A 24782-nucleotide genomic window follows, 5' to 3' on the forward strand; every position below is an offset into this window, starting at 1 on the left:
CGCCTGTGGTGCTACTCCTGTCTCGGCCAACGAGAACAGGACGAGGATAAACAGGAACTCTGATTTGGAACGCATGTCTCGGTCGTCGATCCAGAACCAATAGCCGCGATAGGGTACGGCGGCATAGGCATCTGCGGGGCGGGTCGCACTTGAATGGATACTACCAGTGGCTGGTCCCACAGGCTATTCGGGTCTGGCTCGGGAGGCGCCGGGTTCGCCCGGCCCTCCTGCAAATGAATCGGCGGTACTTCGGCTGTTGCGGCGAGCTCCACGAATATTTCCGACATGGAGCGGGTGAGCAACGCTACCTCGGTGTCGTTGCGTTGCACCATGCCGAAGGTCAGTGCCAGCTCAGTCGCATCGGGACGCAAATTCAGGATTTCCCGTACGGCACGACTGTCGTTGCTGACTGCTTCGGGGACGCCACGGTTGACAATGATCAGCGTATTTTCTTTGTCGCCAGGCTGGTTGATTCGCATCCCCAAGGCTTCTGAACGTTGTATTCGCCTGAGGGTTTCAAGCATCTGATAAAAGCGTGGATCTGCTGCGCGTGCGCGGACGGTGGAGGCCGACCGGTTGTATACACCGTTGACCGCTCGTGTGGTCAGTTGCAATACCCGATCAATGGGGTAGCCCGCCTGGATCAGAGAAAATACTGCGGCAGGGGAAAGGGGTTGCAACAGGTAGCGGGAGAACTTCTCCCCTGAGATGGGTGTGTAGCTGATGGTTGGGCGATCGGTATAACGGCCATAGGCACCGATTGCCTGGCTGTTTCCGTCATTGGGCCATCCGGAAAACCAATTGGCTCCCAGGCTGACCTGGCTCTCCATGGCGCTGGAACTGATCACGGATGACACATCCAGATAGACCGGAGCATCGCCATAGCGCAGCTTGACGATGTTGAGCAGCGTCTGCTCCTTCCAGGTCGTGGCCAGTGCACCGCCATAGTCGGTTCGATCACGTTGCACCGAGGCCGGCCCCAGGGTGGTGCACCCCGCGATGTAGAACGCTGCGGCGAGCAGCGTAGCGATACGGGTGGGGCTCAGTAAGCACTTGATCTTCGGTACAGAGGGGGGCATTACTCCTCCTCGATCAGCGCTTTGATCCGCCCGGATCTTTCTGCCGCCACCAGCGCGGCATGGTCTTTGGCGTTTTGATTGGCATAGGCCATGGCAAATTTGCCGATGGCTTTGTCGAATTCATCCGATTTGCCCAGATAGCCGCTGATCATTGCGGCATCACCCGATTTGGCATGTGATCGAGCCAGTGTCATACCGCACATCTCTGCGTACATCTTCAGCTGTGCTGCCGTCGCGCGTTCAATAGGTGCCGACATTTTCATGTCCCGCAACTGCCGAACAAAAAAGTGGCGACCATTTTTGCCTTGAGTCCACCCCAGAAAAATATCGCTGGAAGACTGCATCAAGCGCTGCCCGGTAACCACGCGCTGACCGTTGTTTGCGTAGGTGCTCTTGCCCGCATAAGGTTCAAGGACGGAAGGGCTCGCTTCCTTGAACTGCAGGAGCAGTGGGTGGTTCTCCGCAGAAAAGAACAGGCTGACAAAACAGTAGGTACCGACACTGCCGATACCAACGGCCTTGACCGCAATATCTTCCATGCGGTAGCGATCGAAAAGCACCCGGCGTTCATGGGGTAGAGAAATCCTGTAATCCTCCAGTGCTATTTTGACGTTCTGCTCAAAGTCCTTTTCATACACGTGAAACAGTATGGGCGGTTGATCGATCAGGCGTCGCCGCCCGCCGACCTCGCCGCTGATGGTCGGATAGAGGTAGTCACCGACACGGGTCTTGGCTTTTGCAATCAACTCTTCCCGATTCCTTCTGGTTTTTGAGTTGGGTGACATCTCAAGAATCGTTTGGGCATCGAGACGGTCATACCAGACTTCCAGCGGGCTCATTTTTGAACATCCACGCAGGCGCTCGCGGTAAGCACGAACACATTCGACTGCGCAGGCTTCAGCTTCCTTGGCGCTGAACTGGTTATCGCGTGCCGCTACCGCAAAGCTGATCGCCAGACGTTTGACATCCCACTCCCATGGCGCAGGAAGTGTTTCGTCGAAGTCGTTGATGTCGAAAATCAGGTTGCGCTCGGGGGTCGCAAATAGTCCGAAGTTCAATAGATGACAATCGCCGCAAGCCTGGACGTGGATGCCGGTACTCGGGGTCATGGCCAGGTCATGGGCCATCAGGCCGTCCGAACCTCGTAGGAAAGTAAACGCGCTGCGTAGCATGCGCCCATAGCGAATGGGTACCAGGCTGGCAAGTCGGTAGCGGTTGGAGGCTTCGAGAATGTCGATCGGGTTGCGGTGCTTGCGTGGTGGCTTCCATACCGCATGGCTGGACAGCGGTACTTTCTCACGCAGGCTTTCGCCCTGGTGAAGGCGTTCTTTACGTGAGCGGAAGCTGGGCTCCAATACATGGGTTGCCGATTTTTTCGCTGCGCGTTTGGTCGATGATTTCTTGTTGGAAGGCATTTTTACTCCTGTGCGCAACACTCTTGAACTCACCTGTCAGCCTGGCTTGTTACCCCTGAATCAACCTTCCAGTATGGTAAATGCGGCATCGCGAGGAGCCGTTTGGGGGGCCTCACTCAAGCGTAGCAGCTTGGATCGGGTGCGTAGGATGCGCATCGGGGCGTGTGCACTGCACCTGTTTTCCATGTTGCCCTGCTGTCACCGTGTTCGTGCAGAACCTGTTTGAAAAGCTAAAATCACGGTGCCATGCGGTTGTATGGATCAGTTGCAAGGGGCAGCAGGTTTGCCATTCTTGGGGCATCACTATGTTGCACAACATGCTGACAGGCTTACCGGTAATGCTGTTGTGCCTGATTCTGCAGGCGCTGTTTGTTGTGCTCACGCTACGTCTTTACCTGCGCCTGCGGCCGCAGAGTGGCAAAATCGGCCCTGTGACCAGCATCATGTTGTTGTCGCTGGTGATGTCGCTGATGCTGTTTGGCAACTTCATCCAGATGGCCCTGTGGGCCGTGCTGTATCTGCTGCTAGGCGAGTTCACCGACTTTTCTACAGCGGTTTATTTCTCTGGCGTAACCTTTTCCACGGTCGGTTATGGCGATGTGGTGTTGTCAGAACATTGGCGCCTGCTCAGCCCGCTGGAGGCTGGTAACGGCATTCTGATGTTCGGTGTCTCGACGGCAATGATGACCGCCACACTGGCAGACATTATCAAGCGCCATAACCGTTGATCCCGTACCAGCGTCGGTACTGTGCTTTAGTCTATTCAGTTCAGTGGAACAAGCGGTAAACAGGGGGAATGGCGGTGAGTCATGAATCCACACACACGAAGGTAGTGCCTGGCGAATTTGCTGAAGAGCAACTGAACACGCTGCTGGATCTGATCAGCGATGGTATCTGGGACTGGAATGCCAACACAGGTCATGTCTACCGCAACCCGGGTTGGTACCGGATGCTTGGCCATGCCAGCCATTCGCTGGACAACACGGTGTTCACCTGGGAACGTCTCATTCACCCGGAGGACTATCCACGGGTGATGGCGCATTTTGAGGCCTACCTGAACCAGCAGGTCGATGAGTACCGCATTGAGTACCGTTGTCGTCGTCGGGATGGCAGTTACCTGTGGGTCGAAGACCGCGGCCGTGTGATCGCACGTAACGCTGACGGTTCGGTTGCGCGGATGCTTGGCGCCCATCGCGATATCGACGATCGCAAGCGCCTGGTGCAGCAACTCGAGCAGAAGAATCACTCACTGGAAGCCCTGGTTGCTGCGCGAACCCGCGAGTTGTCCTGGGTCAATGAGCAACTGCAGCGCCAGCTCGAAGATAATCGCGTTCTGGCCGAGCGCGACGCGCTGACGCTGGTTGCCAACCGTTATCGCCTGGAAAAGGTGCTGCGCCAAGAGTGTGAGCGCTCTCGACGGTTTCGCCAGCCGCTTTCATTGGTCGTCATCGATCTGGATGATTTCAAGCTGATCAATGACCGATATGGTCATGTCCGAGGCGACCGGGTACTCCTTCAGGTGGTCGAGTGCATCAAGACCTGTTTGCGCTCACAGGACCTGCTCGCGCGTTGGGGCGGCGATGAGTTCATGATTGTCATGCCCCACAGCACGCAAGCGCTTGCCCGTGAGCGGGCTGGGTGCATCCTGCAGCAATTGAGTCTGCTTCCCGCTGTGGGGGAGTATCGATTGACTGCCAGTTTCGGTGTGGCTGAATGGGCGAATGAAGAACTGCCAGAGCAATTGGTCAACCGCGCCGATCAAGCGTTGTACAGTGCCAAAGCTGCAGGTAAGAACCGGGTCGGTTGAGCTCGTCGGTATCTGGAACGCAAAACGCCCACCTTGCGGTGGGCGCTAACGCGTGTGGCGCAGTGCTGGGTTACAAATGCAGAGCGTGCCCCAATGCGCGCAATGCTGCTTCCTGTACGGCTTCACCCAAGGTCGGGTGCGCGTGAATGGTGCCAGCGACATCTTCAAGGCAGGCGCCCATCTCCAGTGACTGCGCGAAGGCTGTGGACAGCTCCGAAACGCCCACGCCCACCGCTTGCCAGCCAAGAATCAGGTGGTTGTCGCGGCGCGCAACCACGCGTACGAAGCCACTTTTCGATTCCAGGGTCATCGCGCGACCGTTGGCCGCGAAGGGGAATTGCGCAACGATGCAGTCCAGACCTTCCTGCTGCACGTTCTCCGGCGTTTTGCCGACCACTACCAGCTCCGGATCGGTAAAACACACGGCGGCAATGGCTACCGGCTCGAAGCGGCGTTGCTTGCCTGCAATCAGTTCGGCAACCATTTCACCTTGTGCCATTGCGCGGTGCGCGAGCATCGGCTCACCGCTCAGGTCGCCGATCGCCCAGACATTGCGCATGCTGGTTTGGCAATGTGCATCGATGGTAATGGCGCTGCCGTTCATTTTCAGGTCGAGGGACTCCAGATTGAAGCCCTGCGTCCGTGGACGGCGACCAACAGCCACCAGTACCTGATCGGTAGCCAATGACAGTGGCTCACCGGCCGGGTCGCGCACATTCAGGCTCTGCGTGGCAGCATCAAAGCCTTCGACGCTGTGCTTGAGGTACAGGGTAATACCGAGTTTTTTCAGCGACTCGGCTACCGGTTGTGTGAGCTCGCTGTCGTAGGTTGGCAGGATCCGCTCACGGGCTTCGATCACGCTGACCTCGACGCCCAGTTTGCGGTAAGCAATACCCAGCTCAAGGCCAATGTAGCCGGCCCCGACGACAGTCAGGCGCTTGGGCAGATGAGTGGGCGCCAAGGCTTCGGTGGACGAAACAATCGGGCCGCCCAACGGCAGCATGGGCAGTTCGACGCTGCTGGAACCGGTGGCGAGCAGCAGGTGCTCGCACTGGACGCGCAGGTTCTGGCCATCAACCTCGACCGTTTTGCCGTCAAGGATGCGCGCCCAGCCGTGGATCACCTTCACGCCGTGCTTTTTCAGCAGGGCCGCGACCCCGCTGGTCAGGCGATCGACGATACCGTCTTTCCAGGCAACGCTTTGCGTAATGTCCAGAGTCGGCGGTGCGACATGGATACCCAGTGCTGAGTGCTGGCTGTGGGCGTGGGTCTGGTGGAACTGCTCGGCGACATGGATCAGCGCCTTGGACGGAATGCAGCCGATGTTCAGGCAGGTTCCGCCCAGTGCCTGACCTTCGATCAGTACGGTCGGGATGCCCAGCTGGCCGGCACGAATCGCCGCCACATAGCCGCCGGGGCCGCCACCAATGATCAGCAGGGTGGTGTTCAGGGTCTGTTGCATGATCACTCCACAAACAGGCTGGCGGGTTGTTCGAGCAGGCCTCGAATGGCCTGAATGAAGAGCGCTGCGTCCATGCCATCGACCACCCGGTGATCGAACGAGCTGGAGAGGTTCATCATTTTGCGCACAACAATTTGGCCTTTGACGACCATGGGGCGTTCGACAATGCGGTTGACACCGACAATGGCCACCTCTGGGGTGTTGACCACTGGTGTGCTGACAATCCCGCCTAATGCGCCGAGGCTGGTCAGGGTGATGGTTGAGCCGGAAAGCTCCTCACGGCTGGCCTTGTTGGTGCGCGCAGCGGTAGCCAGCCGAACGATTTCGCTGGCATTGGTCCACAGGCTGCCGGCTTCTGCGTGGCGTAACACCGGCACCATCAGGCCGTTGTCGCCCTGGGTCGCGATGCCAACATGCACGGCGCCGTGGCGGGTAATGACCTGTGCCTCATCGTCGTAGTGCGCATTGATTTGCGGGAAATCACGCAAGGCCACGACCATGGCGCGGACCAGGAACGGCAACAGAGTCAGTTTGCCGCGGCTGTGGCCCCATTTTTCATTGAGATGGACGCGCAGTTCTTCCAGCGCTGTGACGTCGATTTCCTCGACGTAGCTGAAGTGTGCTACCCGACGCTTGGCATCCTGCATGCGCTGGGCGATCTTGCGGCGCAGGCCGATCACCGGAATTTGTTCGGCATCGGTGCGCTTGGCGTAGCCGCCAGGTACGGAGGTGGACGTTGTGGTCGGCTGCGCCAAAAACGCATCCAGGTCTTCATGCAGGATACGTCCGGCAGGGCCACTGCCCTGCACGTAGCGCAGCTCGATACCGGCATCCAGCGCGCGTTTGCGTACGGCGGGTGATGCGAGTGGCCGCTCGTTGGCCTCACGCGCAACAAACGGCGCCGGTTCGTACGATGCCGCTGTAGCAGTCGGGGCTTTGGGAGCTGTAGCTGCTGCTTCAGGGGCAGGGGCTGGCACAGCCGGGGCCACGGTTGCCTGGGGCGCCGCAGCAGGTGCCGAAGTGGCTTCTTGCAGGTTGCCGGCACCCTCGACTTCGATGCGTATCAGCTCGCTGCCCACGGCCATGACTTCACCGGGCTGACCGCCAAGGGCCAGCACCTTGCCGCTGACAGGAGAGGGAATCTCCACTGTCGCCTTGTCGGTCATGACGTCAGCGACGACCTGATCTTCGGTGATGGTGTCGCCGACTTTGACGAACCACTCCACCAGCTCAACTTGTGCGATGCCTTCGCCGATGTCCGGCATCTTGATGACGTGCGTGCCCATTCAGACCTCCATGACCCGTTTCAATGCCGCGCCCACTCGTGATGGGCCGGGGAAGTACGCCCACTCCTGTGCGTGCGGGTAGGGGGTGTCCCAACCGGTGACGCGTTCGATCGGCGCTTCAAGGTAATGGAAGCAATGCTCCTGGATCAGGGCGACCAGCTCGGCGCCAAAACCACAGGTGCGGGTGGCTTCATGCACGACTACGCAGCGACCGGTCTTCTTCACGGAGTTGACGATAGTTTCCAGGTCCAGCGGCCATAGGCTGCGTAGGTCGATGACCTCGGCGTCGATCCCCACTTCTTCGGCGGCCACCTGGGACACATACACCGTGGTGCCATAGGTCAGTACGGTAACGGCTTTGCCTGGGCGGGTGATGGCGGCCTTGTCCAGCGGCACGGTGTAGTAACCGTCCGGCACGGCGCTGGCCGGGTGTTTTGACCACGGGGTTACCGGACGGTCGTGATGGCCGTCGAACGGGCCGTTGTACAGACGCTTGGGCTCGAGGAAAATCACCGGGTCATCGTTCTCGATCGAGGCGATCAACAGGCCCTTGGCGTCGTAAGGGTTGGATGGCATGACGGTGCGCAGGCCACACACCTGAGTGAACATCGCCTCAGGGCTCTGACTGTGGGTCTGGCCGCCATAGATACCGCCACCACAGGGCATGCGCAGGGTCAGTGGGGCGATGAACTCGCCGGCTGACCGGTAGCGCAGGCGGGCCATTTCCGACACGATCTGGTCGGAGGCGGGGTAGAAGTAGTCGGCGAACTGAATCTCCACGACCGGGCGCAGGCCATAGGCACCCATGCCCACGGCGGTACCGACGATGCCGCTCTCGGAGATCGGCGCATCAAAAACGCGGGATTTGCCGTACTTGTTCTGCAGGCCTTCGGTACAGCGGAACACGCCGCCGAAGTAGCCGACGTCCTGGCCGTAGATCACCACGTTGTCATCGCGCTCTAGCATGATGTCCATGGCCGAGCGCAGGGCCTGGATCATGGTCATTGTGGTCGTCGCCATGGCCGTTTCCAACTGGATATTGTTGTTGTGATCGTTCATGTCAGATCCCCAGTTCCTGGCGTTGCCGACGCAGGTGCTCAGGCATTTCCTTATAGACGTCCTCGAAGATGGACGCCGGGCTTGGCATCTGGCCGCCCGCAAGGGTGCCATACTGCTCAGCCTCTTTCTGCGCGGCGATGATCTCGGCTTCCAGTTCGGCGCTGACTTCCTGATGCTCTTTCTCGGACCATTGGCCGATGGCAATCAGGTGTTGTTTCAGGCGCATGATCGGGTCGCCCAGCGGGAAGTGGCTCCAGTCGTCGGCCGGGCGGTACTTGGAGGGATCGTCCGACGTCGAGTGCGGGCCGGCACGGTAGGTCACCCATTCGATCAGGCTCGGTCCCATGCCGCGCCGCGCACGTTCTGCGGCCCATTGCGAGGCCGCGTAGACAGCAATGAAGTCGTTACCGTCGACCCGCAGTGAGGCAATCCCGCAACCCACGCCGCGGCCGGCGAAAGTGGTGGATTCGCCCCCGGCGATGGCCTGGAAGGTCGAGATAGCCCACTGATTGTTCACCACGTTGAGGATCACGGGTGTACGGTAGACGTGGGCAAACGTCAAGGCCGTGTGGAAATCCGACTCGGCGGTAGCCCCGTCGCCGATCCAGGCGGATGCGATTTTGGTGTCGCCCTTGATGGCCGACGCCATGGCCCAGCCTACGGCCTGCACGAACTGGGTCGCGAGGTTGCCGCTGATGCTGAAGAAGCCGGCGTCACGCACCGAGTACATGATCGGCAGTTGACGGCCCTTGAGCGGGTCGCGCTCGTTGGACAGCAGCTGGCAGATCATGTCTACCAGCGATACATCACGCGCCATCAGGATGCTTTGTTGACGGTAGGTCGGAAAGCACATGTCGGTGCGGTTCAAGGCCAGGGCCTGAGCGCTGCCGATGGCTTCCTCGCCAAGGCTCTGCATATAAAAGGACATTTTCTTCTGGCGTTGGGCAACCACCATGCGGTTGTCGAACAACCGCGTCTTGAGCATGGTCCGCATGCCTTGGCGCAAGACCTGCGGCTCAATGCCTTCGGCCCATGGGCCGAGCGCGTTACCTTGGTCGTCGAGCACGCGGATCAGGCTATACGCCAGGTCTGCAGTGTCAGCGGCTTCAACATCGATAGGGGGTTTGCGAACCTTTCCGGCGTCGTTCAGGCGCAGGTAGGAAAAGTCGGTCTGGCAGCCTGGCCGGCCTGTAGGCTCGGGCACATGCAAACGCAGGGGGGCGTACTCGTTCATGCTTTTTTACGCTCGCTCTGTCTTGTGTTTTTGTGAGCTTTGAAGCGGTCGCTACTGACGTTGGCTTGTGACCAGGCAGTCAGTCTTGTCCTACATCATATTCCCGAGCCTGAAGAATATTTTTCTGATGTTCATTGCCTTTACGATAGCTTGCGGATAAATATTCTTTATAAAGATAAAAAACAGGTGAGTTTTTCTCATGCGTAAACTGGATCGCACCGATATCGGCATTCTCAACAGCCTCCAGGAAAATGCTCGTATCACCAACGCCGAGCTTGCCCGCTCGGTGAATCTCTCCCCGACACCCTGCTTCAACCGGGTCAAGGCGATGGAAGAGTTGGGGGTGATTCGCCAGCAGGTGACCTTGCTGGCGCCCGAGGTGTTGGGGCTGGATGTCAATGTGTTCATCCACGTCAGCCTGGAGAAGCAGGTGGAGCAGGCGCTGCATCGCTTTGAAGAGGAGATCGCCGAGCGCCCGGAGGTCATGGAGTGCTACTTGATGACTGGCGATCCTGACTATCTATTGCGGGTGTTGTTGCCCAGCATCCAGGCGCTGGAGCGCTTTCTCGATTACCTGACGCGCCTGCCGGGTGTGGCCAACATTCGCTCCAGCTTTGCCCTCAAGCAGGTGCGCTACAAGACCGCCTTGCCATTGCCTGCCAACGGCCTGACCCTGCGCGGGTAGGTGTAGCGTAATAATTGACACTACGTCGATTTGATCAAAGGCAATACCGCTTTTTATAGCTATTGCTTAAGGCAGCTGCGCTTAAGTGCTTGATATTTTGAACGGCTGGTGCTTATTTTGTACACGTCGCCGTTCGCGGCTTGCTAAAACAATAAGGATCAAGTCATGACGAGCAATGGCCAACGTTCACTCGCCGAGCGATTGACGGGCATTGATGAAATCGAATGCGTCACTCCGGACCTGAACGGTGTGCCTCGCGGGAAGGTAATGACCGCCGAAGGTTTCCTTGAGGGGCGGCGCTTGCAGATGGCTCGCGGGGTGTTGTTGCAGTGCATCATGGGGGGATACCCACCAACCCGTTTCTACGGCAGCGATGATGGTGACCTGGCACTTGTTCCTGATCCTCAGCAGATTCATCGCTTGCCGTGGAGCGATACACCGCGTGCCTTGGCCATTTGTGATGCGGATGACTTGAGCGGCGAAGGCTGCAGATTGTCTACCCGGGCACAACTCAAGGCGGTGATTGCACGTTATGCGGCGCATGGCTTGAAACCCGTGGTTGCGACCGAGCTTGAGTTTTTCGTCTTTGCACCGAGCAGCGACCCGACTCAACCCTTCCAGCCGCCTGTTGGCCTGGATGGTCGACGCGAAGATGGCGCTTCAGCCTTCAGCATCAGCTCCAACAATGGTTTGCGTCCGTTCTTCAATGAGGTCTATCGCTGCATGGAAGCCCTTGGGCTACCGCGCGATACCTTCATGCATGAAATGGGTGTCAGTCAGTTCGAGATCAACCTGTTGCACGGTGACCCGCTGCTGTTAGCCGACCAGACCTTCCTCTTCAAGCACCTGCTCAAGGAAATCGCACTCAAACATGGCCTGACGGTCGTTTGCATGGCCAAGCCACTGGCCAAAACCCCAGGCAGTTCCATGCATATCCACCAAAGCCTGGTGGACATCGACAGTGGGCGTAACGTGTTCAGTGACGCCGAGGGTCAAGCGACAGACACCTTCTATCATTTCATTGGCGGCTTGCAGGCATGCATGGCCGACTTTACGGCGCTGTTCGCGCCTAATGTGAACTCCTACCAACGCCTATGCCATCCGTACGCCTCACCGAACAATGCGTGTTGGTCCGAAGACAACCGTGCTGCTGGCTTGCGTATTCCGGCGAGCGGTCCGGCTGCTCGGCGGGTCGAGAACCGTTTGCCGGGGGCAGATACCAACCCTTACCTGGCACTGGCGGCCAGCCTGGCGGCGGGCCTGCACGGTATCGAGCAACGGTTGGCGCCCGCCCCGGCGATTCAGGGTGAATTTGAGGTGCCGGACAACCTGTCGTTGCCGTGTACCTTGCATGCGGCGCTGGAGCGCCTGAAGCGCAGTGCGCTGGCTCGCGAGCTGTTTGGCAAGGAGTTCATCGAGGGCTATATCGCCTCCAAGACCCTGGAGCTGACCAGCTTCTTCGATGAAATTACCCCGTGGGAGCGCCGAGTGCTGGCAGCCCAGGCGTAAATGGCGCCTTTTAAGGCGCTTGGGGAATAGCAGGTGGCGAAACAATGTTTGACGATTTGTCGGCGGTGTTTCCCACCTGTTTTTGTGTCTACTGTTGTTGCTGCGCCGTCGGTGCTTTTTCACTTATGCTTTCAGCCAGTTTTTCCACCTGCTAAAGGAGCCAACCGGGACGCCGATGCGACAGATCTGGAAGTCTTTCCGCGCGCTGTATTTTGCCGCTCTGATGATGTTGATTGGTTCGGGCCTGTTAAGTACCTACCTGGCCCTGCGCCTGGCGGCCGATCAGGTTGACAGCCTGTGGGTCGGTGCCTTGATGGCGGCGAACTATTTCGGTCTTGCCCTGGGCGGCAAGATCGGTCACCGGCTGATTGCCCGCGTCGGGCATATTCGGGCCTACGCCACGTGCGCCGGTATTGTGGGGGCGGCGGTGCTGGGCCATGGCCTGGTCAGTTGGCTGCCAGCCTGGCTCCTTCTGCGGGTCATCGTCGGTTTGGGCATGATGTGCCAGTACATGGTCATCGAAAGCTGGCTCAATGAGCAGGCCGATGCCAAGCAGCGGGGCGCCGTATTCAGCGGTTACATGATCGCGTCGTACCTGGGGCTGGTGCTGGGGCAACTGATTCTGGTCGCTCATCCGCAGTTGGGGCTGGAGCTCCTGATGCTGGTGGCGATGTGCTTTGCTCTGTGCCTGGTGCCGGTGGCACTGACCCGTCGTATTCACCCGGCGCCGCTGCGTCCGGCGCCGCTGGACCCGCGCTTTTTCATCAAGCGCGTACCGCAGTCGCTCAGTACTGTGCTGGGGTCAGGCCTGATCGTTGGCTCGTTCTACGGTTTGGCGCCTTTGTATGCGGCCAAGCAGGGCTTGAGTACCGAGCAGGTTGGTATCTTCATGGGGTGCTGTATTTTTGCCGGGTTGCTCGTGCAATGGCCGCTGGGCTGGTTGTCCGATCGTTATGACCGCGCCGTGCTGATTCGTGGTGTGGCAATCGGTTTGGCGGTAGCAGCGTTGCCGTTGGCGATTTGGCCGAGTGTGCCGATGGTGGTGCTGTTTGCTGCCGGTTTCCTGGTGTCGCTGCTGCAGTTTTGCCTGTACCCACTGGCAGTGGCATTCTCCAATGACCATGTCGAGAGTGAGCGGCGTGTTTCATTGACCGCGATGCTGTTGGTGACCTATGGCGTCGGCGCCAGTATCGGTCCGCTGGTCGCGGGCGTGCTGATGCAGCAGTTGGGCGATCAGATGCTCTACGCCTTCTTTACATTCTTCTCGCTAGTACTGGTTTGGCGGATTCGGCCTCAGGCCGTCACCAACTTGCATCAGGTCGATGACGCGCCATTGCTGCACGTAGCGATGCCTGCAGCCAGCTCACCCTTGGCCGCGGCACTTGACCCGCGGGTGACTGAGCAGGACGTCCAGGATCAAATGCAGGCGCCTGTAGCGGCAGAAGACACCGAAGCTGAAGAGCAGCAGGCGGAGGAGGGAAGAGGGGAGCCGGCAAAGCCTGTGTAGGTGCCAGTGTTGCGCGATCCGGGTGTCGAGTATTGAGCTCGCACCCGGTCAATGCCGTTGCCGGTAGCACCGGCTCTTGCAACTGCTACTCAGTAGTCGTCTTTATCGAAACGACGTGCTTCACGCTGCAACTGGTAAACAAAGCTCTCTACCTTGCGTTGCATTTGCCCATTCAGGTTGTGGAAGCGTACGCCTGCAAATGTGGTGTTGAAGCGTTCTTCAAAGTGCAGGTGACGCAGTTCAACCGCCGTTGTGGTGGTGCCAAACAATTGGCTGGCGCTGAACTTTTCGTACACTTGGCCGAGTTGCAGGCGCTCTTCGACATTGCCTTCGAAGCGCAGTTTGCAGCCCGTCGCCGAGATGTCCAAAAGCTTGCCCTTGAGAGCACCTTCACCCTTGAGCTTGTCACCGCTCAGCAATACATCCACCAACTGCGATAGCTTCAGCGCCGCGCGGAAGGCATTGCGACGCTGGTGGTAGGTGACTTCCAACGGCAGGGCGCCGTGATAGCTACGGTGGCCATCAGTTTCCTGGATAGTCAGCGGCGTGCTGGATTCCCAGGCAATACGTACACCGTCATGAAAACCTTCGACACGAAACGGCTCGCCATTTTGCAAAAAGCGTTCGCCGTCACGCGGGATCATTTCGTCCAGCGCCAGTTTATTGGTCTCCCGGTCGACTTCTACCACGTAGCTCTGGAAGCGCTGGCTACGCTCATGAAAAGTAATGATCAGCGGATCATGGCTCTCTTGCAGCTGCCGCAGGTTGGCGGCGATTTCCATTGGGGTGGTCAACACCTTGGGTGGCTGCGGAGCATCTACTTCATTCAACACGGTTGATCAATCTCCAGACTAAAACACACACGCAAGCGCAGGCATTCTGCCAGCATGCTTCGCACCTTGGTATAGGTTAATCACACTTGGCTGAGTGTGCGAGGTTTTGCGAGGGGCGAGGTGGATCCGCGGCTGTCATACAGTGACGGTGACTCGCCACCATTGAGAATTCTAATCTGGTTGGCCGTGGTCGCTTGCTGAATCTGGATGGAGCGACCATTGATCTCGTTGGCAGCCTGGCACTGGGCCATGATCTTTGCCAACTCTTCGAGTTTTTCCAACATCTGCTTGCCGAGCGGCGACTGACTGGCAAGGGTCTCGAAACCGCTGCGGTCAGGGCTCAGGCCAAGGTTGGCGAGGGCCTGGCTGCGCCGACGCCCCTGCTGATCAAGTAGCACCACCAGCGATTGCTTGCGGGCCAGGATGTTCTCCAGCAGCGACATATCGCGGCCGTGCAAGGCTATCAGCTCGGTTTGCAGTAACTCGAGCAGTTCTTGCGCTGGAGCAATATCATCTTCGATCAGTTGCAGCAGAGTAATGTCGTGCATGGCTGGCTCTTGGTATTCAGCGTCCTGAAGTCAGCGCGCCAGAGGGCTAGCGCTGTGCTTCGAAATTAAGCAGTTTGCTGGCGATACGGTTGCTGTCGATCTTATAGCTGCCGTCGGCAATCGCCTGCTTCAACTCGGCCACTCGGCCGCTGTTGACAACGGGTTGCTCGCGCAGCTTTTCGCTGATCTTCTGCAACTGCTGTGCCTCTTGGCTCAGGTGTACGGTTTCCCCGCTCTGGGTGCTGGCGGCAGGAGCAGTGCTGGCAGATGCAGCGCTTGAACTGTTTTCCTGGCTGCTGCCGGTGCGCGCACCGCCCGTCACGGACGGGGAATTATTCAAACGACTGAAGTCGATGACCATGATTGAAAAACCTCTGGGTATTGGACGCTTGCCTTGTTTTCGGCCAACCCGAAAAAAACTTTAGGCGCAAATGCACTGCGGCATGCGCGGCAAGTCCTTGGCCCTGACAGAGGACAGTTTAGGAAAAGCGCTGTTTGATCGCCAGCGTTGATCTTGCCTCGGCTTCCTTACATGGCGACTTCCACCTGCCCGGGCCCGGTTACCCGGGCTTTTACCACGCGTTTGGAGTTCAGGTTGCGTACCCTGATCTGCTCACTGAGGCTGCCCTTGCTCAGGGCTTCACCTGGCATGCGTACACTGAGCGTGCCGCTACGTGCGGTAATCACGACATTGTCACCTTTACGTACGACTTCGGCCTGTTCAAGGTGTGCGGGGGTGAGCACCTGGTCGATGACCGCTGGTCGGATAACCTTTTGCCCCACGGCCTGGTCCAGTGAGCTGAGAAAGCCTTGGCTCAGCAAGCCTACATCGCGTTCGCGCAGGGCCACGTCCTCTTCTGAAACGATGCCTTCGCGCTTGAGCGGGCGGGTGGCGGTGACCACGTTGCGAAACAGGCGTACCTGGGCGGGCACGAACACCGTCCACGGTGAGCTGCCGTCACAGCGCACGCGCACGGTCACACGTCCCAGGGGTTGAGCCGGGCTTTCCAGTGTGGCGTTCAGCTGCTGGTCGCATACGGGCATGCGCAGTCTAGGGTCCAGGTTGTTGACCTGGATCTCGTAGCGGCCTTCGGTCTGGCTGGTTGCCAGATAATCTTCCACAGAGAATTCAAGAAAGCCTTGGGTGACACCGATAAGCTGTTCAGGCAAGGTAAAGTTGTCAGCCAGAGGTCGAACGCCAGGGGCCAGTAGGCACAGCACAGCAAGGATGCGGGGCAGGCGGTGGGGCAGGCGTCGGAAAAATGTCGTTTTCGTGTTCATACAGTTAAAAAAAGCAAGGCGCGTGCCGACTAGGTACGAAGCCCCAAGCTTTGGTGAAGGAGTCTGGTATGGCTGGTGTAATGGATTCGGTGAACCAGCGTACTCAACTGGTGGGGCAGAATCGCCTCGAGCTGCTGTTGTTTCGTCTTAATGGCGAGCAGTTGTATGGGATCAACGTGTTCAAGGTGCGGGAAGTGTTGCAATGCCCGAACCTGACCCTGTTGCCCAAATCCAGCCCGGTAGTACGTGGTGTTGCGAATATTCGTGGGGCAACCATCCCGATTCTTGATTTGGCGATGGCGACCGGCTTGCCCGGTCAGAATGACGACATGAGCAACCGTTTCGTGATCATCACGGAGTACAACACCAAGACCCAAGGGTTCCTGGTGCATTCGGTCGAGCGCATCGTCAACATGAACTGGGAAGAGATTCATCCGCCACCCAAGGGGACCGGTCGTGATCACTACCTGACGGCCGTCACTCGGGTCGACAACAAGCTGGTGGAGATCATCGACGTAGAGAAGATCCTGGCTGAGGTCGCGCCGACGTCCGAGGCGATTTCCGAAGGTGTTGTCGATGCCGATGTGCAGGACAAGGCGGTCATGCTGCGGGTGCTGACGGTGGATGACTCTTCGGTGGCTCGAAAGCAGGTCAGTCGTTGCCTGCAGACGGTCGGTGTCGAAGTGGTGGCGCTTAATGATGGTCGTCAGGCGCTCGACTACCTGCGCAAGCTGGTGGACGAAGGCAAGCGTCCGGAAGAAGAGTTCCTGATGATGATTTCCGATATCGAGATGCCGGAAATGGATGGCTATACGCTGACGGCGGAGATTCGTAGCGACCCGCGCATGCAAAAATTGCACATCATCCTGCATACTTCACTTTCTGGCGTATTCAACCAGGCCATGGTGAAGAAAGTGGGCGCCGACGATTTTCTTGCCAAGTTCAGGCCGGATGACCTGGCTCAGCGGGTTGTCGACCGGATCAAGGCTACGCATTAACGGCCAGGGGCTTTCCCTGGCAGTACACACGATTATAAGAGGCGGCATCATTGTCTACGGGTAATTTGGATTTCGAACAATTCCGGGTCTTCCTGGAAAAAGCCTGTGGCATCCTGCTCGGCGAAAATAAGCAGTACCTGGTTTCCAGCCGTCTCAACAAGCTGATGGAGCAGCAAGGTATCAAGAGCCTGGGGGAGCTGGTGCAGCGCATTCAGACTCAACCGCGCAGCGGTTTGCGCGAGCAGGTGGTGGATGCGATGACCACCAACGAGACCCTCTGGTTTCGTGATACCTATCCATTCGAGGTGTTGAAAAACAAAGTACTGCCTGAGCAGATCAAGGCAAACCCTGGTCAGCGTCTGCGTATCTGGTCGGCAGCCTGTTCGTCCGGGCAGGAGCCTTACTCGATTTCAATGGCGATCGACGAGTTCGAGCGTAGCAATATTGGCCAATTGAAAATGGGCGCGCAGATCGTTGCGACCGACTTGTCGGGCTCCATGCTGGCCAACTGCAAGACCGGTGAGTACGACAGCCTGGCTATCGCGCGCGGTCTTTCCCAAGAGCGTCTGCAGCGTTACTTCGACCCGAAAGGGGCGGGGCGTTGGGCGATCAAGGCGCCGATTCGTAGCCGTGTCGAGTTCCGTGCGTTCAACCTGCTGGACAGTTATGCAAGCCTGGGCAAGTTCGATATCGTGTTTTGCCGTAACGTGCTGATCTACTTCTCGGCGCAGGTCAAAAAAGACATCCTGATGCGTATTCATGGCACGCTCAAGCCGGGCGGCTACCTGTTCCTGGGGGCTTCCGAGGCGCTCAACGGTCTGCCGGATCACTACCAGATGGTTCAGTGCAGCCCGGGTATCATTTACCAGGCCAAGTAAGCACCAGGCCAGTCAAGCAACACGCCCAGCCAGCGGCGACAAAAAACAGGCAAGTTCGGTATCACCTGCGGTGCAGGGGTTCCGGCCTTGCCTGTTTTCGTTTTTGCCGCGTGCGTTCTCCCGCCGCATTGCCGCTTTGCTGGCGCCAAGCGGAAATCCTTTGCCGCTTTTCTGGCATTGCCGCTGCCGGCAATAGGCTGATGTGCCCGGTTTTGTTGGGTTTTGTTTTTTGGCATGAGACTTGCTGTAGCTCAGACAACGAACAATCCGGTCAACCTTTGAAGGTTTCCCCGACATGAGCATCAGTTTCGATAAAGCGCTCGGCATTCACGAAAAGGCATTGGGCTTTCGCGCTCAGCGTGCCGAAGTGCTGGCCAACAACATCACCAACGCCGATACCCCAAACTACAAGGCGCGTGATCTGGACTTCTCCGAGGTGTTGGCGGCGCAGGCCGACAAGGCTAAAAACGGCACCTTTTCGTTGGAGCGGACCAACAGTCGCCATATCGATGCTGAAGGTTTGAGCATGGGTGAAGAGGCGCTGAAGTACCGCACCCCAATGCAGCCGTCGGTTGACCAGAACACCGTTGATGCGCAACTGGAACAATCCAGTTACGCCGAGAACGCGGTGGGTTTCCAGGCCAGCTTCACGCTGCTCAACAGTAAATTCAAGGGGCTGGTATCGGCCCTGCGCGGAGAGTAATCCATGTCCCTTGCCAGTGTATTCAATATCGCCGGTAGCGGCATGAGTGCCCAGACCACTCGGCTCAACACCGTCGCCAGTAACATTGCCAACGCCGAGACCGTCTCGTCGAGCATCGACCAGACCTATCGCGCACGCCATCCGGTGTTTGCCACCACGTTCCAGCAGGCGCAGAGCGGTGTCGGGCAGTCGCTGTTCCAGGATCAGGATGCTGCAGGTCAGGGCGTGCAGGTGTTGGGTGTGGTTGAAGACCAGAGCAATCTGGAGGCGCGCTACGAGCCGAATCATCCTGCGGCAAACAAGGACGGCTACGTCTACTACCCGAACGTCAATGTGGTCGAGGAAATGGCTGACATGATTTCCGCCAGCCGTTCGTTCCAGACCAACGCTGAGCTGATGAACACTGCCAAAACCATGATGCAGAAGGTCCTGACCCTGGGTCAGTGATAAAGGACTAAATCAATGGCCAGCATTAACGATACGACCACCGGCGTGAATCTGAACGACGTTCTGAAAGCCTCCGGTACCAGCTCGACGAGCACCAGCAGCAGTAGCGGTATTACTGCGGCTACCAGCAGCAAGACTGGCTCTGGCCAGGCGCTCGGCAAGGATGCGTTCCTGCAGTTGCTGGTGACGCAGATGCAGCACCAGAATCCGCTTGAGCCGCAGGGCAACAGCGAGTTTGTTGCGCAGTTGGCGCAGTTCTCCAGCCTTGAGGGTATTACCTCGCTGAACGAGTCGGTGACGGCGATCTCCGGCACCTTCAAATCGTCTCAGGCGTTGCAGGCCTCTTCGCTGGTGGGGCGCTCGGTTATCGTCCAGACCGACAAGTCGGTGGTCGATACCACCAAGAGCTTCACTGGTAGCGTCAGTGTCCCGCAGTCGGTCAGCAACCTGTCGATCAAGATCACCGACAAAGACGGCAAGACCATCAAGACCATCGAGTTGGGCGAGCAGTCGGCGGGCAAGGCCGACTTCGTCTGGGATGGCAAGAATGATGCGGGTGACGTGGTTGATCCGGGTACCTACACCTTTGCTGCCAGCAGCAAGATCGACGGTACCGCTACCGCCCTTACGACTTACCTGCCGGCCACGGTCAGCAGTGTCACCTTGAGCCAGACTGGCGGCGAGATGATGCTCAACCTGGCAGGCCTGGGCACCATTGCGCTGTCCAAAGTCCAAACTATCGGTATATAGAGCCGGCGTACACGGCACAAGGAGTGAAAGATGTCATTCAATATCGGCCTTAGCGGTCTCTATGCAGCCAACAAACAACTGGACGTAACGGGCAACAACATCGCCAACGTTGCGACCACTGGCTTCAAATCCTCGCGCGCAGAGTTTTCTGACGTGTACTCGGCAAGCAAGCTGGGCGTGGGTAGCAAGACCGTGGGTAATGGTGTGCGCCTGGCGGCGGTATCTCAGCAGTTCGGTCAAGGCGACATCAACAATACCGGCAACGTGCTGGACATGGGTATTCAGGGGCAGGGCTTCTTCGTACTGAGCGATAACGGCTCGCTGAGCTACACCCGTGCCGGCGCCTTCCAGACCAACAAGGACAACTATGTCGTAACGTCCGATGGCATTCGTTTGCAGGGTTATGCCGCTGATGCCAATGGCAAGATTGTCAATGGTGTACTGACTGACCTGAAAATCGACACTTCGGCCCTGGCGCCCAAGTCCACTAGCCTGATTGATCAGGGTATCAACCTGAACTCCTCGGCGGACGACATTACGGCTACGTTCGATCCGGCTGATACCAGCACCTACACCAAGACCTTTGCCACCAAGATCTACGACAGCCAGGGTAATGAGCATGTCATGGATCAGTACTACGTGAAGACGGGGCAGAACTCGTGGTCTGCATACACCTTGATCGATGGGCGTAACCCGCAAGATCCGACCTCTACAGATCCGCTCTCGGGCACTATCACGTTCAATCCTGATGGCAGTGTCAAGGCCATGACGGGTAGTGAAAGTTACCCGACGCCAGACACCAGCTTTGAAGTGACCAACAACGTCTTTGTTCTCAAGGGCTGGGTGCCGGCTGCCAAGGACGCCTCGGGTGCCTGGGTGTCGAACGGTTCCGAGGGGAATGCGACGGGTATTCGCCTCGACATGACCTCGACCACTTCGTACAACACCGAGACAACCCGTCTGTCGCAATCTCAGGATGGTTATGCAACCGGTATCCTGTCCAGCCTGAGCATCGACTCGACGGGTGTCATGTTCGCCAGCTTCAGCAACCAGCAGTCCCGTGCAATTGGTCAGGTGGCAATCGCCAGTTTCGCCAACGAGCAGGGTCTGGAGCAGATGGGTGGCACGCGTTGGAAAGAAACCTTCTCGTCGGGTATCCCGGGTATTGATGCGCCGAAGACCGGTACCCTGGGGGCCATCACCTCCAACGCGCTGGAGGCCTCCAACGTCAACCTGACCCAGGAGTTGGTCGAGTTGATCAAGGCGCAGAGTAACTACCAGGCCAACGCCAAGACCATCTCGACTCAAAGCACCATCATGCAGACCATCATTCAAATGACCTGATGGGCGCATGAGGCAGTGATGCAAAGCCAGGCCCCTTTCTCATGGAAGGGGTTTGTCGTTTTTGAGGTGCTGAACGATGTTGAAACGATGGGTGGGGGTGGGCGTTTTGCTGGGGGGGCTGCTGCTTGCAGCGCAGTCCTGGGCCGGTATGGCGGCCTGGTACTGGTGGGAAAGCCAGGCTACTGGCCGACTGGTGTGCGCGCAGGTCTCGCCCGGTGAGGGCTGGCGGCTGTTTTCCGGGCCCTACAACAACGGTGCCTGTCGCGATAACTGATCCGGGACGCTGCCTGGATTCTCCTGTTGCCGTCAGGCAATGAGGCGAGGTTTTGCCGCTGCCGGCAGAATGCCGCCGAGAATTTGTCTTCTGTTTTCTTTCTGCTGGCCATGAGGTGGGGAAAGGCCCCGTAAATGCAGCACTTTTGATAGTCTGCGGGGACTTGGTTCGATAATTGCTTCTAGCAGCGCAGAGCAGCGGTGAACGGCAAATGTTCGCCAGCGCAGCGGAGGATGACTGTGGACAAGATGCTTTACGTGGCCATGACCGGCGCCAGCCAGAACGCGCTGGCGCAGAAGGCCCATGCCAACAACCTGGCCAACATTTCCACCAGCGGTTTTCAGCGTGACCTGGAGCAGGCGCGTTCGATGCCGGTGTTCGGCGACAGCTTTCCGGCGCGAGCCTATGCCATGAGCGAGCGTCCGGCGACGGATTTCACGCCGGGTGCCTTGCAGGAAACCGGGCGTGACCTGGATGTTGCCGTCGGCGGCAACGGCTGGATTGCGGTGCAGGCGCCGGATGGCAGCGAAGCCTACGTGCGCACCGCCAGCATGAACATCGATGCGCTGGGCGTACTGCGGGCCGGTAATGGCATGCCGATCATGGGCAATGGCGGGCCGATTGCCGTGCCGCCCGAGCAAAAGGTCGAGATCGGCCAGGACGGTACCGTCAGTATCCGCGCCATGGGCGAGGGGCCGCGAGTCATGGCTGAGGTCGACCGGATCAAGCTGGTCAACCCTGACCTGAAGAACATGACCAAGGGCCTGGACGGCATGATCCACACCAAGAGTGGTCAGCCCGCCGATGCCGATGGCTCGGTTCAACTGGTGTCGGGTTTCCTTGAGGCCAGTAACGTCAATGCGGTCGAGGAAATGACCTCGGTGTTGGCACTGTCCCGTCAATTCGAACTGCACGTCAAAATGATGACCACGGCCAAGGAAGGCGATGAAGCCATGGCGCGTGTTTTGCAAATCGGCTAATTACACAGGCGTAGCGCCGTAAAACAGGCGCTTCAGGAGAACAGCATGCTTCCGGCTCTTTGGGTCAGTAAAACAGGTCTGGCCGCTCAGGACATGAACCTGACGACCATTTCCAACAACCTGGCCAACGTTTCGACCACAGGCTTCAAGCGCGACCGCGCCGAGTTCCAGGACCTGCTCTATCAAACCCGTCGCCAAGCGGGCGCTCAGTCCACTCAGGACAGCGAACTGCCGTCGGGTCTGCAACTGGGTACGGGTGTGCGTATTGTCGGCACCCAGAAGAACTTCAATGCCGGTAGCCTGCAGACCACCGAGCAGCCGCTGGACATGGCGGTCAATGGCCGTGGTTTCTTCCAGATCCTGCAGCCTGATGGCACTGTTTCCTATACCCGTGACGGTACGTTCCACCTGAACTCCGATGGTCAGATCGTCACCGCCAATGGCTTCGCCCTTGAGCCGGCGATTGTCGTGCCGCCTGATGCGCAGACCTTCACCGTCGGCATTGACGGTACCGTCTCCATCACCACCGCAGGCAACCCGGCTGCACAGGTGATCGGCAACATCCAGACCGCCGACTTCATCAACCCGGCCGGCTTGCAGGCCGTGGGTAACAACCTGTTCCTGGAAACCGCTGCCAGTGGCGCGCCACAGGTGGGTACCCCAGGTCTGAACGGCTTCGGTACCACGCTGCAGAACACCCTGGAAAACTCCAACGTCAGCACCGTGGAAGAGCTGGTGAACATGATCACCACACAGCGTGCTTATGAAATGAACTCCAAGGTCATTTCCACTGCCGACCAGATGCTGTCGTTCGTTACCCAGAACCTGTAAGTGATGTTCACTGGGGCGCTGGTACAGTGCCTGTTACACCGTGAGGTTAGAGTCATGAGTCGTTTGTTTTCCGTACTTGCCCTGGGTGGGGTAGTGTTGTTGGCCGGTTGCGTCGCGCCGACGCCCAAGCCCAACGACCCGTACTACGCGCCGGTATTGCCGCGCACACCATTGCCAGCAGCGGCTAACAACGGCTCGATCTACCAGGCCGGTTTCGAGCAGAACCTGTATAGCGACCGCAAGGCGTTCCGGGTCGGTGACATCATCACCATCACCCTGAATGAGAAAACCCAGGCGAGCAAGAACGCCAACTCGCAGATCGCCAAGAACAGCAAGGCCGACATCGGCCTGACATCCCTGTTCGGGACTGTGCCCAATACCAATAATCCATTGGGTTCTGGCGACCTGTCCCTTGAGGCGGGCTACAGTGGTGACCGCACCACCAAGGGTGACAGCAAGGCCGGGCAGGGCAACAGCTTGACCGGCTCCATTACCGTGACCGTGGCTGATGTACTGCCTAACGGCATCATCGCTGTGCGCGGCGAAAAATGGATGACGCTGAACACCGGTGACGAGTTGGTGCGTATTGCCGGCATGGTCCGTGCCGACGATATCGCGACTGACAACACGGTGCCTTCGACTCGCGTCGCCGACGCCCGCATCACCTACTCGGGTACCGGTTCGTTTGCCGATGCGAGTCAGCCAGGGTGGCTCGACCGCTTCTTTATCAGCCCGCTTTGGCCTTTCTAGGTTCGGATAACCATGCTCAAGTTCAGTCGGCTGATTGCCGCGACGATCCTGCTGTCCACGGCGTTTGCTGTTCAGGCCGAACGCCTGAAGGACATCGCCAGTATTTCCGGGGTGCGGACCAACCAGTTGATTGGTTATGGCCTGGTGGTGGGGCTCAATGGTACGGGTGACCAGACCACCCAGACACCGTTCACCCTGCAGACCTTCAACAACATGCTGTCGCAGTTCGGCATCAAGGTGCCTGCCGGGTCGGGTAACGTCCAGTTGAAGAACGTGGCTGCGGTGTCGATTCACGCCGACCTGCCACCGTTCGCCAAGCCGGGCCAGTCGGTGGACGTTACCGTTTCCTCGATTGGTAACTCGAAAAGCCTGCGTGGCGGTAGCCTGTTGATGACCCCGCTCAAGGGTATTGACGGTAACGTCTATGCCATTGCCCAGGGCAATCTTGTGGTCGGTGGTTTTGATGCCGAAGGCCGTGATGGTTCCAAAATTACCGTCAACGTTCCGTCGGCAGGTCGTATTCCTGGCGGGGCTACGGTTGAACGTGCAGTACCGAGCGGTTTCAACCAGGGCAACAGCCTGACCCTTAACCTCAATCGTCCGGACTTCACCACCGCCAAGCGCATTGTCGACAAGGTCAACGAGTTGCTGGGGCCGGGTGTGGCACAAGCGCTGGACGGCGGCTCTGTGCGGGTGACCGCGCCAATGGACCCTAGCCAGCGGGTCGATTACCTGTCGATTCTGGAAAACCTGGAGATTGATCCAGGCCAGGCGGTGGCCAAGGTCATCATCAACTCGCGTACGGGTACGATCGTCATCGGTCAGAACGTCAAGGTATCGCCCGCGGCGGTTACCCACGGTAGCCTGACGGTCACCATTACCGAAGACCCGGTGGTCAGCCAGCCAGGGCCATTTTCCAATGGCCAGACAGCGGTCGTGCCGCGTTCGCGTGTGAACGCCGACCAGGAAGCCAAGCCGATGTTCAAGTTCGGCCCGGGCACCACGCTGGATGAGATTGTACGTGCGGTCAATCAGGTGGGCGCAGCCCCAAGTGACCTGATGGCGATTCTTGAAGCCCTGAAACAGGCCGGCGCGTTGCAGGCCGACCTGATTGTGATCTAA

Annotated in this window: 27 protein-coding genes; 16 read left to right on the forward strand and 11 right to left on the reverse strand. The window is 58.5% G+C overall.

The window, feature by feature from the left end:
- Positions 1-11 precede the first annotated feature (11 nt).
- Positions 12-1079 carry a hypothetical protein gene (locus tag CS390_RS07170; protein WP_256587579.1) on the reverse strand — a complete coding sequence of 356 codons (1068 nt, stop codon included), beginning with the start codon at positions 1077-1079 and terminating at the stop codon, positions 12-14.
- Positions 1079-2494, reverse strand: a complete 1416-nt coding sequence (locus CS390_RS07175; RefSeq protein ID WP_099773886.1) for a DUF2252 domain-containing protein — start codon at positions 2492-2494, stop codon at positions 1079-1081. The genes CS390_RS07170 and CS390_RS07175 overlap by 1 nt, the downstream gene beginning before the upstream one ends.
- 305 nt (positions 2495-2799) lie before the next feature.
- Here CS390_RS07175 and CS390_RS07180 point away from each other — a divergent pair, with 305 nt between their 5' ends.
- Together CS390_RS07180 and CS390_RS07185 are read left to right on the forward strand one after the other, a co-directional pair.
- The gene (locus CS390_RS07180; RefSeq protein ID WP_099773887.1) at positions 2800-3222 is read left to right on the forward strand and encodes a potassium channel family protein; all 423 of its coding nucleotides are present in this window, start codon (positions 2800-2802) and stop codon (positions 3220-3222) included.
- 68 nt (positions 3223-3290) lie between these two features.
- Entirely contained in the window at positions 3291-4301 is a 1011-nt protein-coding gene (locus CS390_RS07185; RefSeq protein ID WP_099773888.1) for a sensor domain-containing diguanylate cyclase, read from the forward strand.
- A 70-nt stretch (positions 4302-4371) separates the two neighbouring features.
- Here the strand turns inward: CS390_RS07185 and lpdA are convergent, their stop codons facing one another.
- From lpdA to CS390_RS07205, 4 genes are read right to left on the reverse strand one after another with little or no spacing between them, the layout of a single operon-like run.
- On the reverse strand, positions 4372-5763 hold the full coding sequence (gene lpdA, locus CS390_RS07190; protein ID WP_099773889.1) for a dihydrolipoyl dehydrogenase: 1392 nt from the start codon (positions 5761-5763) through the stop codon (positions 4372-4374).
- 2 nt (positions 5764-5765) lie between these two features.
- Positions 5766-7049, reverse strand: coding sequence for a dihydrolipoamide acetyltransferase family protein (locus tag CS390_RS07195; protein WP_099773890.1), 1284 nt, complete (start codon positions 7047-7049; stop codon positions 5766-5768).
- A complete protein-coding gene (locus CS390_RS07200; RefSeq protein WP_065759703.1) occupies positions 7050-8108 on the reverse strand; it encodes an alpha-ketoacid dehydrogenase subunit beta in 1059 nt (352 codons plus the stop codon).
- 1 nt (position 8109) lies between these two features.
- Positions 8110-9342 (reverse strand): 3-methyl-2-oxobutanoate dehydrogenase (2-methylpropanoyl-transferring) subunit alpha, encoded by a 1233-nt coding sequence (locus tag CS390_RS07205; protein WP_099773891.1) that lies wholly within the window; start codon positions 9340-9342, stop codon positions 8110-8112.
- 199 nt (positions 9343-9541) lie between these two features.
- Between CS390_RS07205 and bkdR the strand changes: the two genes are divergently transcribed.
- From bkdR to CS390_RS07220, 3 genes are all read left to right on the forward strand, one after another.
- On the forward strand, positions 9542-10027 hold the full coding sequence (gene bkdR, locus CS390_RS07210) for a Bkd operon transcriptional regulator BkdR (RefSeq protein ID WP_065759705.1): 486 nt from the start codon (positions 9542-9544) through the stop codon (positions 10025-10027).
- Positions 10028-10294: 267 nt separating this feature from the next.
- Positions 10295-11536, forward strand: coding sequence for a glutamine synthetase family protein (locus CS390_RS07215; protein ID WP_177442438.1), 1242 nt, complete (start codon positions 10295-10297; stop codon positions 11534-11536).
- A gap of 175 nt (positions 11537-11711) precedes the next feature.
- On the forward strand, positions 11712-13043 hold the full coding sequence (locus tag CS390_RS07220) for an MFS transporter (protein ID WP_065759707.1): 1332 nt from the start codon (positions 11712-11714) through the stop codon (positions 13041-13043).
- Between the two features lie 89 nt (positions 13044-13132).
- Here the strand turns inward: CS390_RS07220 and CS390_RS07225 are convergent, their stop codons facing one another.
- The 4 genes from CS390_RS07225 to flgA all read right to left on the reverse strand — a co-directional run bounded on the left by CS390_RS07225 (position 13133) and on the right by flgA (position 15705).
- Positions 13133-13825, reverse strand: a complete 693-nt coding sequence (locus CS390_RS07225) for a flagellar brake protein (protein ID WP_099776569.1) — start codon at positions 13823-13825, stop codon at positions 13133-13135.
- Positions 13826-13956: 131 nt separating this feature from the next.
- A complete protein-coding gene (locus CS390_RS07230) occupies positions 13957-14424 on the reverse strand; it encodes a flagella synthesis protein FlgN (RefSeq protein ID WP_099773893.1) in 468 nt (155 codons plus the stop codon).
- A gap of 46 nt (positions 14425-14470) precedes the next feature.
- Positions 14471-14785: a flagellar biosynthesis anti-sigma factor FlgM gene (gene flgM, locus CS390_RS07235; protein ID WP_065759710.1), complete on the reverse strand. Its 315-nt coding sequence runs from the start codon at positions 14783-14785 to the stop codon at positions 14471-14473.
- 167 nt (positions 14786-14952) lie between these two features.
- On the reverse strand, positions 14953-15705 hold the full coding sequence (flgA, locus tag CS390_RS07240; protein WP_099773894.1) for a flagellar basal body P-ring formation chaperone FlgA: 753 nt from the start codon (positions 15703-15705) through the stop codon (positions 14953-14955).
- 68 nt (positions 15706-15773) lie between these two features.
- On the opposite strand from flgA, the gene CS390_RS07245 reads away from it, so the two are divergent.
- Together CS390_RS07245 and cheR are read left to right on the forward strand one after the other, a co-directional pair.
- Positions 15774-16703 (forward strand): chemotaxis protein CheV, encoded by a 930-nt coding sequence (locus CS390_RS07245; protein WP_065759712.1) that lies wholly within the window; start codon positions 15774-15776, stop codon positions 16701-16703.
- 50 nt (positions 16704-16753) lie between these two features.
- Complete coding sequence (gene cheR / locus CS390_RS07250; RefSeq protein ID WP_065759713.1) at positions 16754-17581, forward strand: protein-glutamate O-methyltransferase CheR; 828 nt, start codon at positions 16754-16756, stop codon at positions 17579-17581.
- Here the strand turns inward: cheR and CS390_RS24910 are convergent.
- Positions 17566-17817 carry a hypothetical protein gene (locus tag CS390_RS24910; protein WP_157767122.1) on the reverse strand — a complete coding sequence of 84 codons (252 nt, stop codon included), beginning with the start codon at positions 17815-17817 and terminating at the stop codon, positions 17566-17568. The two genes, cheR and CS390_RS24910, sit on opposite strands and share 16 nt — an antisense overlap.
- Positions 17818-17876: 59 nt before the next feature.
- On the opposite strand from CS390_RS24910, the gene flgB reads away from it, so the two are divergent.
- The 9 genes from flgB (at position 17877) to CS390_RS07295 (ending at position 24782) form a co-directional block, all read left to right on the forward strand.
- A complete protein-coding gene (gene flgB, locus CS390_RS07255; RefSeq protein WP_065759714.1) occupies positions 17877-18284 on the forward strand; it encodes a flagellar basal body rod protein FlgB in 408 nt (135 codons plus the stop codon).
- A gap of 3 nt (positions 18285-18287) precedes the next feature.
- Positions 18288-18731 (forward strand): flagellar basal body rod protein FlgC, encoded by a 444-nt coding sequence (flgC, locus tag CS390_RS07260; protein ID WP_065759715.1) that lies wholly within the window; start codon positions 18288-18290, stop codon positions 18729-18731.
- 15 nt (positions 18732-18746) lie between these two features.
- Positions 18747-19481, forward strand: coding sequence for a flagellar hook assembly protein FlgD (gene flgD, locus CS390_RS07265; RefSeq protein WP_099773895.1), 735 nt, complete (start codon positions 18747-18749; stop codon positions 19479-19481).
- 30 nt (positions 19482-19511) lie between these two features.
- A complete protein-coding gene (flgE, locus tag CS390_RS07270) occupies positions 19512-20825 on the forward strand; it encodes a flagellar hook protein FlgE (protein ID WP_099773896.1) in 1314 nt (437 codons plus the stop codon).
- Between the two features lie 76 nt (positions 20826-20901).
- A complete protein-coding gene (locus CS390_RS07275; protein ID WP_099773897.1) occupies positions 20902-21099 on the forward strand; it encodes a hypothetical protein in 198 nt (65 codons plus the stop codon).
- A gap of 239 nt (positions 21100-21338) precedes the next feature.
- Positions 21339-22079: a flagellar basal body rod protein FlgF gene (locus CS390_RS07280; protein WP_099773898.1), complete on the forward strand. Its 741-nt coding sequence runs from the start codon at positions 21339-21341 to the stop codon at positions 22077-22079.
- Positions 22080-22124: 45 nt separating this feature from the next.
- Positions 22125-22910: a flagellar basal-body rod protein FlgG gene (flgG, locus tag CS390_RS07285; protein WP_065759720.1), complete on the forward strand. Its 786-nt coding sequence runs from the start codon at positions 22125-22127 to the stop codon at positions 22908-22910.
- Between the two features lie 54 nt (positions 22911-22964).
- Entirely contained in the window at positions 22965-23660 is a 696-nt protein-coding gene (flgH, locus tag CS390_RS07290; protein ID WP_065759721.1) for a flagellar basal body L-ring protein FlgH, read from the forward strand.
- A 12-nt stretch (positions 23661-23672) separates the two neighbouring features.
- Positions 23673-24782, forward strand: coding sequence for a flagellar basal body P-ring protein FlgI (locus tag CS390_RS07295; protein ID WP_065759722.1), 1110 nt, complete (start codon positions 23673-23675; stop codon positions 24780-24782).

Origin of the sequence: Pseudomonas sp. HLS-6, assembly GCF_002753995.1 — a bacterium.
In the GTDB taxonomy this organism is placed as follows: Bacteria; Pseudomonadota; Gammaproteobacteria; order Pseudomonadales; family Pseudomonadaceae; genus Aquipseudomonas; species Aquipseudomonas defluvii.

Coding starts and splice junctions, on each gene's coding strand:
- CS390_RS07170 (WP_256587579.1), bottom strand. CDS start 1,079: ATGCCCCCCTCTGTACCGAAGATCAAGTGCTTACTGAGCCCCACCCGT.
- CS390_RS07175 (WP_099773886.1), bottom strand. CDS start 2,494: ATGCCTTCCAACAAGAAATCATCGACCAAACGCGCAGCGAAAAAATCG.
- CS390_RS07180 (WP_099773887.1), top strand. CDS start 2,800: ATGTTGCACAACATGCTGACAGGCTTACCGGTAATGCTGTTGTGCCTG.
- CS390_RS07185 (WP_099773888.1), top strand. CDS start 3,291: ATGGCGGTGAGTCATGAATCCACACACACGAAGGTAGTGCCTGGCGAA.
- lpdA (WP_099773889.1), bottom strand. CDS start 5,763: ATGCAACAGACCCTGAACACCACCCTGCTGATCATTGGTGGCGGCCCC.
- CS390_RS07195 (WP_099773890.1), bottom strand. CDS start 7,049: ATGGGCACGCACGTCATCAAGATGCCGGACATCGGCGAAGGCATCGCA.
- CS390_RS07200 (WP_065759703.1), bottom strand. CDS start 8,108: ATGAACGATCACAACAACAATATCCAGTTGGAAACGGCCATGGCGACG.
- CS390_RS07205 (WP_099773891.1), bottom strand. CDS start 9,342: ATGAACGAGTACGCCCCCCTGCGTTTGCATGTGCCCGAGCCTACAGGC.
- bkdR (WP_065759705.1), top strand. CDS start 9,542: ATGCGTAAACTGGATCGCACCGATATCGGCATTCTCAACAGCCTCCAG.
- CS390_RS07215 (WP_177442438.1), top strand. CDS start 10,295: ATGACCGCCGAAGGTTTCCTTGAGGGGCGGCGCTTGCAGATGGCTCGC.
- CS390_RS07220 (WP_065759707.1), top strand. CDS start 11,712: ATGCGACAGATCTGGAAGTCTTTCCGCGCGCTGTATTTTGCCGCTCTG.
- CS390_RS07225 (WP_099776569.1), bottom strand. CDS start 13,825: ATGGAAATCGCCGCCAACCTGCGGCAGCTGCAAGAGAGCCATGATCCG.
- CS390_RS07230 (WP_099773893.1), bottom strand. CDS start 14,424: ATGCACGACATTACTCTGCTGCAACTGATCGAAGATGATATTGCTCCA.
- flgM (WP_065759710.1), bottom strand. CDS start 14,785: ATGGTCATCGACTTCAGTCGTTTGAATAATTCCCCGTCCGTGACGGGC.
- flgA (WP_099773894.1), bottom strand. CDS start 15,705: ATGAACACGAAAACGACATTTTTCCGACGCCTGCCCCACCGCCTGCCC.
- CS390_RS07245 (WP_065759712.1), top strand. CDS start 15,774: ATGGCTGGTGTAATGGATTCGGTGAACCAGCGTACTCAACTGGTGGGG.
- CS390_RS24910 (WP_157767122.1), bottom strand. CDS start 17,817: ATGCCAAAAAACAAAACCCAACAAAACCGGGCACATCAGCCTATTGCC.
- flgB (WP_065759714.1), top strand. CDS start 17,877: ATGAGCATCAGTTTCGATAAAGCGCTCGGCATTCACGAAAAGGCATTG.
- flgC (WP_065759715.1), top strand. CDS start 18,288: ATGTCCCTTGCCAGTGTATTCAATATCGCCGGTAGCGGCATGAGTGCC.
- flgD (WP_099773895.1), top strand. CDS start 18,747: ATGGCCAGCATTAACGATACGACCACCGGCGTGAATCTGAACGACGTT.
- flgE (WP_099773896.1), top strand. CDS start 19,512: ATGTCATTCAATATCGGCCTTAGCGGTCTCTATGCAGCCAACAAACAA.
- CS390_RS07275 (WP_099773897.1), top strand. CDS start 20,902: ATGTTGAAACGATGGGTGGGGGTGGGCGTTTTGCTGGGGGGGCTGCTG.
- flgG (WP_065759720.1), top strand. CDS start 22,125: ATGCTTCCGGCTCTTTGGGTCAGTAAAACAGGTCTGGCCGCTCAGGAC.
- flgH (WP_065759721.1), top strand. CDS start 22,965: ATGAGTCGTTTGTTTTCCGTACTTGCCCTGGGTGGGGTAGTGTTGTTG.
- CS390_RS07295 (WP_065759722.1), top strand. CDS start 23,673: ATGCTCAAGTTCAGTCGGCTGATTGCCGCGACGATCCTGCTGTCCACG.